10 protein-coding genes are annotated in these 13531 nt (G+C 45.0%); 1 reads left to right on the top strand and 9 read right to left on the bottom strand.

The window, feature by feature from the left end; genetic code table 11:
• Positions 1 to 18 precede the first annotated feature (18 nt).
• The 9 genes from U5R06_03170 to U5R06_03130 form a co-directional block, all read right to left on the bottom strand.
• Positions 19 to 1536 carry a transporter gene (locus U5R06_03170; GenBank protein MDZ7721838.1) on the bottom strand — a complete coding sequence of 506 codons (1518 nt, stop codon included), beginning with the start codon at positions 1534 to 1536 and terminating at the stop codon, positions 19 to 21.
• Between the two features lie 102 nt (positions 1537 to 1638).
• Entirely contained in the window at positions 1639 to 3681 is a 2043-nt protein-coding gene (locus U5R06_03165; protein ID MDZ7721837.1) for a DUF2264 domain-containing protein, read from the bottom strand.
• On the bottom strand, positions 3681 to 4271 hold the full coding sequence (locus tag U5R06_03160; GenBank protein ID MDZ7721836.1) for a hypothetical protein: 591 nt from the start codon (positions 4269 to 4271) through the stop codon (positions 3681 to 3683). Before U5R06_03160 ends, U5R06_03165 begins: the two co-directional genes overlap by 1 nt.
• Complete coding sequence (locus tag U5R06_03155) at positions 4237 to 5433, bottom strand: glycoside hydrolase family 3 protein (GenBank protein ID MDZ7721835.1); 1197 nt, start codon at positions 5431 to 5433, stop codon at positions 4237 to 4239. The genes U5R06_03160 and U5R06_03155 overlap by 35 nt, the downstream gene beginning before the upstream one ends.
• An 11-nt stretch (positions 5434 to 5444) precedes the next feature.
• Positions 5445 to 5765, bottom strand: a complete 321-nt coding sequence (locus U5R06_03150; protein MDZ7721834.1) for a hypothetical protein — start codon at positions 5763 to 5765, stop codon at positions 5445 to 5447.
• Between the two features lie 38 nt (positions 5766 to 5803).
• Positions 5804 to 6049 carry a hypothetical protein gene (locus U5R06_03145; protein MDZ7721833.1) on the bottom strand — a complete coding sequence of 82 codons (246 nt, stop codon included), beginning with the start codon at positions 6047 to 6049 and terminating at the stop codon, positions 5804 to 5806.
• A 74-nt stretch (positions 6050 to 6123) separates the two neighbouring features.
• Complete coding sequence (locus tag U5R06_03140) at positions 6124 to 8394, bottom strand: T9SS type A sorting domain-containing protein (protein ID MDZ7721832.1); 2271 nt, start codon at positions 8392 to 8394, stop codon at positions 6124 to 6126.
• Positions 8369 to 8848, bottom strand: a complete 480-nt coding sequence (locus U5R06_03135; protein ID MDZ7721831.1) for a hypothetical protein — start codon at positions 8846 to 8848, stop codon at positions 8369 to 8371. The genes U5R06_03140 and U5R06_03135 overlap by 26 nt, the downstream gene beginning before the upstream one ends.
• Positions 8849 to 8978: 130 nt before the next feature.
• Positions 8979 to 11870 carry a TonB-dependent receptor gene (locus tag U5R06_03130; protein ID MDZ7721830.1) on the bottom strand — a complete coding sequence of 964 codons (2892 nt, stop codon included), beginning with the start codon at positions 11868 to 11870 and terminating at the stop codon, positions 8979 to 8981.
• A gap of 390 nt (positions 11871 to 12260) precedes the next feature.
• Here U5R06_03130 and U5R06_03125 point away from each other — a divergent pair, with 390 nt between their 5' ends.
• Complete coding sequence (locus tag U5R06_03125; protein ID MDZ7721829.1) at positions 12261 to 13523, top strand: hypothetical protein; 1263 nt, start codon at positions 12261 to 12263, stop codon at positions 13521 to 13523.
• Positions 13524 to 13531: the final 8 nt, after the last annotated feature.

Below are 13531 nucleotides of genomic sequence, written 5' to 3'. Positions count from 1 at the left end.
AAAAAGTCCTTCTCACGTTCATTCAGAATCTCTGCTGTTGTATCTCGAAAAAACGACTGTGCCCAAAAACCACAACGAGCTTAGAATCACATTAAACAAGAGACCAATAAACTGAAGATAATGTGTATATTCCACATCCGTAAAGGCGCTATCCAGTCCCAGAACACCTCTGATAATTTCCGGATTCATAATACGGGTTGTAAATAAAGAGATTACAAAACCAAAGATCACAGTACTCCATGCCGACCATGCAGGCGACTTTTTAATAATAAATCCCCAAATTAGCGGAATGACAAACGGAATGGCCACATTGGCACTGAATAACTGCATCACATCAAACAGACCGAGGTCTGACGTGCTTATCAGAAGCGATGCGCTGATGACTAAAAGTCCAAAAACAGCGGTGACTATTTTTGCGGCCACCAGATACTCAGTTTCCGTGGCATCTTTACGCAGGACAGGTTTGTAGAAATTGCGGATAAAAATACCGGCGCTCTTGTTCAAACCGCTGTCCATGGAAGAGATGGTTGCCGCAAAGATAGCGCTCACCATCAAACCGATCATTCCCATCGGCATGGTCCGCAATCCAATGGCCACATAAGCTCCATCCGCCATATTATTCAGCGTACTCAGTTCGGGAATCGCAGAGAGATCCGGGTAGAGGATCGCAGCCGCCATCGGCGGAATAAACCAGATAATGGGACCAAACAGAAAAAGCAAAGAGGCCAAAAGGCCTGCTTTTCTGGCGTTGCGTGTATCCTTGGCAAACAAGAACCGATAGGAATCATTGAGATTGTTAATCGTGCTAAACTGTTTGATAATCATCGCAACAACCCAGAAAATAATGATCTGCGGCCTCAGAAGGATGGTCCAGTCAAAATGATGCTCCGGTAGTTTTGAGGTAAACGTGGCGGCTCCTGATGCAAATGATCCGTCGCCTACCGCCTGGATAGCCAGAAACGCCGCAACCATGGAAATGGGTATCAGAATCATCACCTGCATAAAATCCGAAGCCACAACCGCCCAGGATCCGCCCAGAGACGCCATAAACAAAACCACCAGACCAACCGCCAGAATTGTCAGTTTTAAATCCATACCAAAAACCACAGAAACAAAACTGCTGATGCCCGTCAGCCAGATACCGGCATAGAATATTCCAATCGGCAGCCAGACCCACGTGAAAAACTGTTCATTGACCTTCCCGTAGCGGTCACGGATGGCTTCCATGGGCGTCACGACCCGCATCTGTCTGAATCTGGCCGCGGAAAACAAAAAGGTGCAAAAATAGCCGAATGCATTGCCGATAAATATGACCATGATCATCGTTCCGTTGCTGTAGGCATATCCGGCAGCGCCGGTAAACGTCCAGGCGCTAAACTGGGTCATAAATGCTGTCGCTCCAACCAGCCACCACAGCATATTACCGCCACCCCGAAAAAAATCGCTGGAATCACTGCTGAATTTCCTAAAAATAAATCCCAGAGACGTTATGAACAAAAGATAACAGACAATGACGCCGTAATCAAAAATAGACATATATGGCTCCTTATCGGGATGCGTATCCCGCCTAATTTCTGGTTCATACTATTCGTTTGAGCCGCTGCCGCCGGCTATCAGAAACTAAATCATGTGTCAAACCTATGCAGTGAGCTCATCAGACAGGCTGCCATCTTCATAAAGCAGATCATTCAGCTTTGCATCACTGGATATACGCGCAAGTACGACCTTACCGGTGACAGGTAAAGCATTGATATTTATGGACAGGGACTGGACAGGCCCCATCTGCATCATCACATGTTCATCATCATAAAAAACAAGTTCAGCCCGGTTATCAACAATGCGGAATGATTTGACAAATTCTTCCAGCTCATCCGTCTCGACATTGCCCATTCTTCCGCAAACCATACTGGCCAGATAAAACGGCTCATCGGTTTGCCTTTCAGTGCCAAAGGCCGGGACAACACTTTTATGATAACGGCTGTTTGCCCCGCACACATCTTCATGAAAACCTCGAGCTTTGAATGAGCGAGTATAGCCATAGAGATTTCGAATAAATGTAATTTTATCATCTTTTATTGCGTATTCAATTCCGGGCTTACTGAACACCTGCGTTTCACCCTCATCAAATCCGAGGGAATATCCGCCTTCCCGAAAAACAAGATTTGAAAGACTGGGTTCGATCCGATGAATATTGATCATCACATCATCTTTTACCAATATAAAAGTGGTTATAATACCGTTATCATCAACCTCATGCATGGGATAGCGGGCAGCGGCAAAATCTGTTTCACAATACAAATTTTCCGTTTTCCATCTCTGTTTGAAATTAATTCCGTCAGTTGAAAAAGTCAGACTGTTATCACAGTTCCAGGATTTGTAAATAGGCCTTGCCTCATAACTGAAAATGGAAGAATAGGCAAAATTGGTATAGCGTGCATTATACTCGCTTTTATCATGATAGGGTTTTTGGTTGATAATCTGAACATGACCGCTGTCCTTGCGTCCAATCATGACAAGTCCCGGTTCTTTGATCGGAAAGGAAAAATCTTTTTGATGAATGGGCAATTCTTCCTCCGGCTGCGTCCAGAACGGGTCATCTTGAGGTATGAACAATAGCGCCATGCTTTTGGTCGCCCAAAGGGGTGAACCGCCGCAATTGTAATGCTCCAGCACAAATTCATTCGGTCTCAGCCACCCCATGCTCAGATGATTGCGGTCGGTGAGAATTGGATTGCTGAAATAAAATTTCATCGTGGAATTGCACATGGTTCTCACCTGTCCGGAAGAAATATCAAGACAGTCCAGATATTGTCCCAGTGCAATCGGCGACACATACCCGAACCGGTAGATCATTGAGCGTCCCCAGCAGGGTGTAGACCCGTCTCCGGCAAAAAAATACCTGAAATTTTGCGCAAACTGCCGAACACGTTCTTTATGCATCTCTGCAATATCAGGTTTGGATTCACCGTCGATAATCGCCCACAATAAATAATAAAAATGAAAACCCCAGGCATTGTAATAATCGAACCGGTTCACAGCATGTCCATCGCAGTACCAGCCGTTGCCCACGTACATGCTGTCGCAAAACCCGAGGTTTTCGTCAATCTGTTCCTGAGAGTAGGGCATTCCAAACTGTTTCAATACCGCATTGGTGATGACATTGAACAGCAGCCAGTTATTCTGGTGATATTTGACCTGTGTGCACTGAATCAAATAATCGGCGACCTGTTTTTTTTCGGCCTTGGAAAATTTATCCCAGATCTTTTCCCGGCTCACATATAGTCCCCAGCAGAGCGCTGCCATTTCCACCAGATGCTGGGCATAATCGACAATCTCTCCCCAATATTCAGGATGTTTCGGATCCGTGCCCGCCAGAATTCCCTGCCGATAGAAATCAAGCACATCTATGGACTCTTTACCAAAATTCAGTATTCCATCCTTTGAAGAACTCAACCAGGGTCCTGACATGAACAATGAGCGTGTAAAGCCTTCCAGTTCATCGGCAAGTAAACCATGATGACTACGGGGGCCCGGAATGCGCTGACGCGCTTTGTAACGCGATGCACTGTCCAGAATCCCTTTCATGAGCGTGAAAAACACTTCTTCCCAGTGGTCGCGCGTCCAGCCTGTAATGTGCGACGTCTGATAATCCAGCGGCGTCTTGAATTCTATAGCGTGCATCAGGACCTCCCCAATCCAAAGGGATCGAACAAGGTCAGAGGCCATTTACCCAAAGGCTGCAGTTGTCCATGCAGCACGGCCTTTGTTGTGCAAAGCCCTTCGGGGGTCAGGTTCATGTTCAAAACAGCTGACTGAGCAGCAGGGATCAACCCGCCTGTTTCCTCGATACAATAAGGCGTATTGGTGATTAAAAGCACCGGATAGCCGGCATCAATCAGGGTTTTCACATACTCGTGCGGCCTGGCGGCACGATCGTAAAAATTGGTACATATAATCAGGGCATAATCGTGATCCTTGACAAACTGCACGACTTTTTCTTCTTTATGCTTGTCATAGCCAAAATGAGTTTCATAGGTTTGCAGTGTCGGCCAGTCTTCTTCCATCAACTGAGCAAAGAGTGCAGGATGATCAAACAGATCATTAGGACATTTGATCGAGTTTTGCTGATTGATGAGCAGTACCTTTTTATTTTTGTCAAGCGGCAGGGCATTCAGTTCATCTTTTACCACCAAAATGGCGTTCTGAGCGGCCTTTTTACTGGTTTCAATCACCATTTTATCCCGTGTGGGTTTCGTCTGCTTTGCCGGCATCGACCCTTCCCATATCCTCGAACAGGCCGTATTTTTTCTTGAGTTTCAAAACACGCCGAACCTTGTCATCCAGTTCATCCGCGTCTATTTTACCATCTGTTACCCACTTTTTAATCGTATAAAACATTTCACCGCGCCATTGATTTTCAGCTTTCATCAATATAGTGTCGGCTCCGGCTGCAAGCGCGCGTGAACAGGCTTCTCCGATCCCATAACGATCAATCAAGGCGCCCATCGTGATACTGTCCGTGGTGATCACACCTTCAAATCCCAGTTCTTCGCGCAGTATGCCGTGAACAATGGGTCTTGATACCGTAGATATGTGTTCCGGGTGAATCTGCGGGTAAATACAATGTGCGATCATAATCGCGTCCATTCCCGCTTTGATCAATTCCCGGTATGGATACAATTCAATTTCATCGAGCCGAGATTTGGATACATCCAGGACCGGACATGCGAAATGCGCATCAGTGGCGGAATCACCGCGGCCCGGAAAATGTTTTGCTGCAGCGATAACATCTTCATCTCTGAATCCTTTGAACATGGCGACGGCATATTCCGCCACCAGCTTTGGATCATCGCCGAATGCACGGCGACCGATCTCCGGATTCAGCGGATTAATATTCACATCTACTACCGGTGAATGGATCATATCCAGCCCGGCGGCTTTTATCTGTTTGGCCAGGCTGACGGCCACATCATATATCAGTTCCGGGCTGCGGGATGCAGCCAATCCCATATTTGACGGAAACTGCACCACGCCGCCGCGTGCGTAATCTTTGCTGGTATCGCCCTCCTGGTCAATGATCATATGTAAAGGTATCTTGAGGTGCCGCTGAGCGGCCAAATCACGCAGCTCATTCATCACCTGAGCGTAACCGCGGGTATCACAATAAGGAGGCAAACCGTCCAGCGCTATTTTCTGCATAGACGGGACAAAATCTTTTCCAAGTTCCTGCTGCTTTGCTTTATCATCACTAAAATAACGAAACATACGGCCAAATCCCGAATGACGGATGCCGCTGCATTCGTATCGAAGGATCGCTTCCTTGAGATCATTGGTAATGACGGTCCCGGACATTCCCACCACTACACACTGCCCGATCTTTTGTTCCAGTGTCATCTTTTGCAGAATAGTTTCAATCCATGGTTCTTTTTTCATGAATCATCCTCTCAATCACATTTAATAAAAAGCATATCATAATTCCGGGTGACTGCATCTTTTTCCAGGCCTTTGTTCAGAATCTTTTTGTAAAAATATTGTATATCATTGCCGATAAAATCGGTATTTGACATATTTTCAATGATTCCGTCAGCATTCATGTCGAGTGCTATGGTTTTTTTGTTTTCTTTGCGGGACTTTATGATTAATCGATTTGAAATACTTCCGTTTACAGGAATAATAGTCTGCAGTGAAAAATTATATTGAGAATCCTGTGTAAAAAAATATTTTGAATATACATAGTCCTTTGAAATCCGGTATGTATCATTCAATAACACACCTGTTTGGTAGAGTCGATTCAAGGAATCAGTTAAAATATGTTTTTGGGGAACCAATCCAGAGTCCCGTCCGCATTTGTATCCTTTGCCAGGACAACCGGTTCACTCTTTACTATTTTATTCAATTGAATACAATTGGGGTCGTTTTCACTCATGTTATACACGAGATGAAACGATTGGTTCTGAATGGCAAAAGTAAAAATGGTCTGTTGCTCCACTCTGTCACAAAAAGAAATGAACACCCAGATTCCGAGACTGATTAATGCAATTCGTTTCATTTTATTCTGTTTCTTTCTTTAAGAAAAGGTGGAGATAAATGCATATCTCCACCTTTAAATTAAAAACCTGCTATTTACTTCATCATGATCATTTTTCGGACAGCTGTGAGATCACCGGCTTTTAACTTGTAGAAATAGACACCGCTGGGAACCAGACGTCCCAGGTCGTCACGGCCGTTCCACAGGAGTTTGTAATGACCCGCTTTACGAGACTCGTTAACAAGAGTCCGGACCTGCTGTCCCAGCATGTTAAAAACAATGAGTTGAACATCAGATGTTTTGCTGACAGCAAATTCGATCTGTGTAGAAGGATTAAACGGGTTCGGATAATTCTGAGACAGATCAAATTCCGTCGGAAGGGTCTGTTTCGAATCAACGGAACTGCCGCCGGTCAGAGAATTATTCAAATCACCGAGCGGACCGCCGTCATCTGCAGCAGTTGCGGATTGTGTGCCGGCATCATAGCTGGCATTATAATCTGCAGGCTCAATCGTGCTCCAGTTTTCAGGCAGCGGTTCAACATTGACATCCTCATAAACCTGAACCAGATAATCATACGGAGTCGGTGAAACATTCTCAAATGTCAACACTTCCGAGAAATAGGCATCATCTGCCGCGTCGCCCATAAAAGCAGCCAAAGTCGGAGACAAAACCTCGGCAGCATCGACTGTGTCATTTGTGGCATAATAATCCAGTACCTGCTGGTCCGTCCATATGTTGTTGTTGGACATAGTAAATGATTCGAGCGCCAGATCTCCGGCAGAATCGGCAGCAACCGTCACCACATAAAAGTCCGGAGCATCGGTATGTGCCTGTTCATCGGCCCAGAACTCACAATTTCCCTGGTACAGCGGATTCTTGATAATGTTGTTGGTGATCTTTACATGCACGGAATTGGACAGATCAAACGAACCATGGCGTCCGAACACATGCAGGACAGTGTTGTGATCAAAGATAAAACTGTTGACCCCGCCGCCGCCGGTCCGCAACAGGCGATCGTGCATGTTGTAAATGGTACAATTTTGAATCACAACACTTTCAACATTATTACCGCGCGTATCGACCAAACGACCATTGCCGCCATGCGCAAAATGATCACCAATATTGCCGATACGGCTGTTCTGAATGGTTAATTCCATATCATCAGACCACAGCTGGAAAGAGCCACCCCGTTCCTTTGTCACATGACAGCCGTCAACAAGAATTTCGTTGCCCTCACCGTAAAAACGGATGCCGCCCCAGCGGGAACCGCCGAGAGGACTGATGGTCTCGATATAGAGATTTTCTAATGTGGCGTCACCGCGTGTGTTGAACACCTGGGTAAAGCTGCCGTCCGCTTCAACCGCCGGACTGATACGCGGCAGGTCACCCGCGCCATCTTCCGCCTTGATGTGCAGATGATAATTGCGATTTACGATCGGTTCGGTGACCAAATAGGCTGCACCGCGTTTGAGCACATACACGGTAGCGGGATCCACACGCTCACCGGTGTCCGTGGTATCACTATGGATCATTTCATTGAGAATACCGGGATTTCCGGGCTCTATGACAATTTCTCTTCCGGCCATCAGTGTGTTGTTCAAATCACCCAGCGGACCGCCATCCTCTGCTGCTGATGCAGATTTCGAAGTGGAGCTGTATCCGGCATCAATATCAGCAGGTTCGATGGTGCTCCAGTTTTCCGGCAGCGGTTCAACATTCACATCCTCATAAACCTGAACCAGATAATCATAAGGGGTGGGCGGTACATTGGCAAAAATTAGAGGTTCGGAAAAGTATGCGTTGGCTGCGTCAGCACCCATAAAAGCCTTTAGTGTGGGTGACAACACCTCAGGCGCGTCTACAGAATCATTGGTGGCATAGTAATTCAGAATTTGTTGGTCCGTCCAGATATTGTTGTTGAACATGGTAAACGATTCAAGGGCCAAATCTCCGGCAGAATCAGCAGCAACCGTCACCACAAAAAAGTCGGGAGCATCGGTATGTGCCTGTTCATCGGCCCAGAATTCGCAATTACCCTGATACAGCGGATTCATAATAATGTTATTGGTAATCGTAACGTTCACAGAATTGGAGAGATCAAACGAACCGTGACGTCCGAACACATGCAGGACTGTATTGTGATCAAACACAAAATTGTTTACAGCGCCGCCACCGGTTCGCAAAAGACGATCATGCATATTGTAGATAGTACAACTTTGAATCACGACACTTTCAACATTATTGCCGCGGGTATCAACCAAGCGGCCATTGCCGCCGTGCGCAAAATGATCACCAATATTGCCGATACGGCTGTTCTGAATGGTTAATTCCATATCATCAGACCACAGGCTGGAAAGAGCCACCCCGTTCCTTTGTCACATGACAGCCGTCAACAAGAATTTTGTTGCCCTCACCGTAAAAACGGATGCCGCCCCAGCGGGAACCGCCGAGAGGACTGATGGTCTCGATATAGAGATTTTCTAATGTGGCGTCACCGCGTGTGTTGAACACCTGGGTAAAGCTGCCGTCCGCTTCAACCGCCGGACTGATACGCGGCAGATCACCCGCGCCATCTTCAGCCTTGATATGCAGATGATAATCTCGATTGACAATCGGTTCGGTGATCAAATAGGCAGCATCACGTTTGAGTACATATACAGTAGCGGCATCCACGCGCTCACCGGTGTCCGTGGTATCGCCATGGATCGTTTCATTGAGAATACCGGGATTTCCGGGTTCTACAACAACTTCTCGTGCAAACAAGCTGGATGCAAACAGCATCAACGCGCAAACGAACAAAACTTGTAACTTTCTCATGTTTCATACTCCTTGGTTTGTTATTGGCTACAGAATTACTGAACCACGGGCAAATCGTTTTTGTTACACCTCCTCTCCGCTAAATAATGGTCAAACTCTTTTTGCTCCACTTTATAATTAGTTGTTTATTTTAAAATGTATATTGAATCCCGAAATCACCGGTCATGCCGAAATATTCGATCGTTGTCGGATAATCATTTGCACCATAGAATGACTTTTCTCCGCGGCTGGTGAAATTAACCAGATTGAGGAACAGGCTGGTATGCTTGCCCAGTTTTTGTTTAAACGAAGCATCCCAGCGCCAGTAATCATCGGTATACTGATCCTGTTCAGCAATGGCGCCGACCGAATATAAGCTGCTTCCCTGGTAAAAGATTGAAATCCGCGCCGAGAATCCGCCGATATCGTAGCCAAGAGCGATATTGGCGATTTGATCCGCCTGGCCGGGCATTTCGCTTTTGCGGTAATACTCTTCATATATGGTTTCGTACGAATAGGTTTCGGGATTGTACTGAAAGATGTAATTGTATTCCGGGAAAAATGTCTCGGAATAGAATCTGGAATAATTGGCATTCAGCACCAGTCCGCTCAATGGCTCCGGCAGGAAACGCAGCTGCGTCTGCAGATCAAATTCAATTCCCCACACCTTGGCCTGCCTGGAATTCGTATACCATCTCAAAGCATATCCTGTTCGATACACCGGGTCAACATAACCCAATTCAGCAGAGCGTTCATTTGTCGTTATAATTTCATTCTTACGATAGAAAATATCATCAATGTTCTTATAAAATCCGCCGAGCGTGACGAGTCCAATCTGATTGCTATAATATGACAAAATTGCATCATAATTCCATGATTTCGCGTGTTTTAAACCAGGATTGCCGGCACGGATGACCAATTCTTCTTTATCAATGCGCGTCCGCGGAGCAATGTAGGAAAAATCCGGTCGTGCCAGCGTTTTGGTGGCAGACAACCGCACATCAAATGTATCCCATGGTTTGATTTTTAAATGTAGATGCGGCATCCATTCTTCATATTGTTGATTTGTTGTGGTATCCCGCTGTATACCGGTTCTGCCGTACAATTCTGCGGTGGTTGCATAAACACCCTGATACTCGTTATCCGAACGCTCATATCGTACACCCGGCAGAATCATCAGGGATTGACCGTAATTCAAACGTGCCATAAAATATCCGGCGGTCACACTTTCCTGAACATCATACAGATCACCCAGCATATCACGATCATTGGTGAAATAATGATTGTGATCCGAGTACCATTGGCGCACACGGGATTCACTTAACAACGGAGCCAGTTCATAATCACCCTGTAAAAAATCACCGATCCCGTCGTAGTCACTCACAAAGTTACTCATGGCAATAAATCCATTATCCGTCAACTCGAGCGAATAGGGATTGCTGTCCAGGGCCTTTTGAACAAACGTACTGCCCAGATAATAGAAATACTCTCCACGGCGACTGCGCACACGTTCTTTATCGATAAACGTGTATTTCCCTCCAAATTTTATCGAACTTGTAAGTTTGGTTGTAAAATTGACCGGTATTTCAATATTGATCTGTGCGGTTTGATTAATATTATTAACTGTATCCTGCGTCATACGCGCACGCTGCAGCAGACTTTTGTCATATTTATTATAGGCCGCATCCGGGAACTCGGACGGATGGCCGCGGGGATTCAGTTTGCTCTGGTCAAATGCAGACAATTCACGGAACCGTAATTCGAAATCGTAAGGCAAATAATTATTTGTCAAAAACCGCGAATATCCCCAATCCAGATTCAAACCCGAAATCATATGATCCCCGCTAATCCCGTTCGATAACAAGCTGGTTGTTCGTTCTGTTGATATGCCGGCGGTTTCCACCGTGTTGGCATTGGCTGTGCCGACGTTATAGGCTCTCAGGCGTTCATAGATATCCCGGGATTTCTGACTGAAAAAATTGGTCAACGAAATAGAGTGTTTTTCATTAACTGTATAATCAAGATTCAGGCTGCCGCCCCAGCGCATACGGGTTTCCACCCTGTCTGTCAATGACATGGTATTGGCAATCACATCAATGTTCCCCTCTTCATCACGAATACCTTCTGTATCATAAGTGGCATTAAAGACATCTGACCCCCGATTATAGGTTTCGTAATATGCAGAAGCAATCACACCCAGTTTACTGTCAAGGAAACGATTGCTTAACTGGCCGTTTGCCTTGAAATTCCCCCAATCATTGTTTAAATCATTGTAACCGCCCAATACTTTGACATACCCCTGAAACTCCTCAGGTGCTTTTTTCAACACCAGATTCACTGTGCCACCGAATGCTTCCGCATCCATATCAGGCGTCGGTGCCTTGAAAACTTCAATCGAAGACAAAACATCGGACGAAATCATTGAAAGATCAACAGATCTGTTCTGCGAATCTGAAGAGGGAATTCGTACACCGTTTACGGTGATGCTGTTCAACTTGGGCTCCAGCCCGCGAATGATGACCTGTTGACCTTCACCGGCGTTGCGGCGAATAGATACACCCGAAATACGCCCAACCGATTCCGCTGCGTTGGCATCCGGCAATTCCTTGATGCGGTCCGAAGAAACCACGTTCATGATCGTATTTGCAGTCAACTGCTGATTGATCGCCTCGACCTGCCCCTGACGCTGAGCTGTGATGGTAACAAATCCATCCATTTGAACGACATCATAGTTTAGCAAGACATCTTTCTCCAGCACCTGTTCCCGGGCAAGTTCAATCTCTTCGGTAAAATTTTTATATCCCATATAGGCAACTTGCAGAGTATATTCCCCTCCCGGTACATTGAGGATCACATACTCCCCACTCAAATCAGTCGCAGCACCAATCGATGTCCCTCGTAAAAACACATTAGCGCCCGGGAGCTTGACTCCCGTACTCGCATCAACGACAGTCCCGCGAATCTGTCCGGCTGAGACAGAACCGACCATCAAAAAACTCAAAAGGACGGTTAGACTGATAATCAAAAGACCTCGCATCTTCATAATGATCTCCTCGTTTATAAAATGAAAAGCTGATTGTTTTCACGGATGCGGTACGTTATTCTCATGCTACAATGTATAATTTAAAGTTTATTAAAGAAGCAAATACATGTAGTTAACCGCAATTTGCATGTTATTATCAGAGTTATACAATTGTATTTTTTGTATTTAAACCATCTGATAAATCTGTATATAATCAGCAGTCGCAGAGGCGGGTGCGGATAAAACCTGAAAAAGAAAACCAAACGCGACTTTTGCCTGAATCGAATGTACCCAACAGGTTTAAAAAGGGGGACAACTATTTGCCCTGTTATTTTTGTGAATCAGAAAAAGACTTGATCTTGATTGTTTTTTTTTAGATATTAATTTTATTCTTTAACCTGATTGAAAACTATGATCCAGGATTCACTGACAAAAGAAAACAAACAGCAAGCACTGAACCGGGTGCTCAACAGCGAAGAGTTTATCAATGCCGCCAAGTATCAGGAGCTGCTCAAATATCTCGTTTCGATTTCTGATCAAACGGATTTGGTCAAGGAATGCACGATAGCCATTGAATTTTTCGGCAAAGACACTTCATTTGATCCGGCTATTGATTCGAGTGTGCGCGCCTATATCAGCAACTTGCGTAAAAAACTGGAACATTATTACCTGACACAAGGAGCAGATGATCCTGTTCATATTACCCTCCCTAAAGGACATTATCATATAGAATTTGTTTCTAAAACGCGTACACCTCCCCGGTTCAATATAAAGTATTATATACCTTATATCATTTTGGGTATTTTCCTTTTGGTTGCTGTCCCCTATCTGATCATCATAAACCACCCAGAAACAAAAAACACATCCAAAATTATACCCCGGACTCATCCGGTATGGCAAACCATTTTCCAAAGCCCCAAAAAGACATTGATCGTGCTGGGCGATTATTATTTCTTTTCTCTTGCCTATGAAAAAGGACGGCAAAGTTACATTCGCGATGTGGAAATCAATTCGGACAGTGAACTGGCTGCTTTTATCCAAACGCACCCGGAGTATAAAAACCGGATAGACCATACGTATCACAGTTATCTGGATGAACATTTGCCCCAGTGTGTGTCCTATCTTGTTCCTTCACTCGTCGTGCATGGCAACAATTTTGAAATCAAGCTTTCCTCAGAACTGCAGATAGAAGACCTGCAAAATTACAATATTGTTTACATCGGCCCCTACAAATGTCTGAATATCCTGGATACCGTCACTCGTAAATTAAGATTTAATTATCAGTTGAGACAGGGATCCAGTCAGCTTTTGTTTTATGATGTGGATTCTACAAAGGAATATTCTTACAATTGGGTCACAAACCCGGAAACCAATGCGCGAAATGATTATGTCATGGTCATCAAAGTATCCGGTTACAATGACAATACATTTGTATTCTTTATATCAGAGCATGATTTTGGCAATATCGGTACTATGAAATATTTTACAGATCCGGAAACAGCAGAATCGTTACAAGACATAACCGGAGATCATTATTTTGAGGCTTTGTTCGAGGTGACCGGTATCATCCGCACCGCCTTTAAAGTAGATGTCAAACACATCAATTTTCTGCACTCTGATTTTGAAATCGATCTGCAAAATGATCAGCATCAAGTATCTTCCAAACAACCCTGACTGCCACT

Source organism: candidate division KSB1 bacterium (assembly GCA_034521575.1).
Classification (GTDB): domain Bacteria; phylum Zhuqueibacterota; class Zhuqueibacteria; order Residuimicrobiales; family Krinioviventaceae; genus JAXHMJ01.
This window is presented reverse-complemented; position numbering and strand designations above follow the sequence as displayed.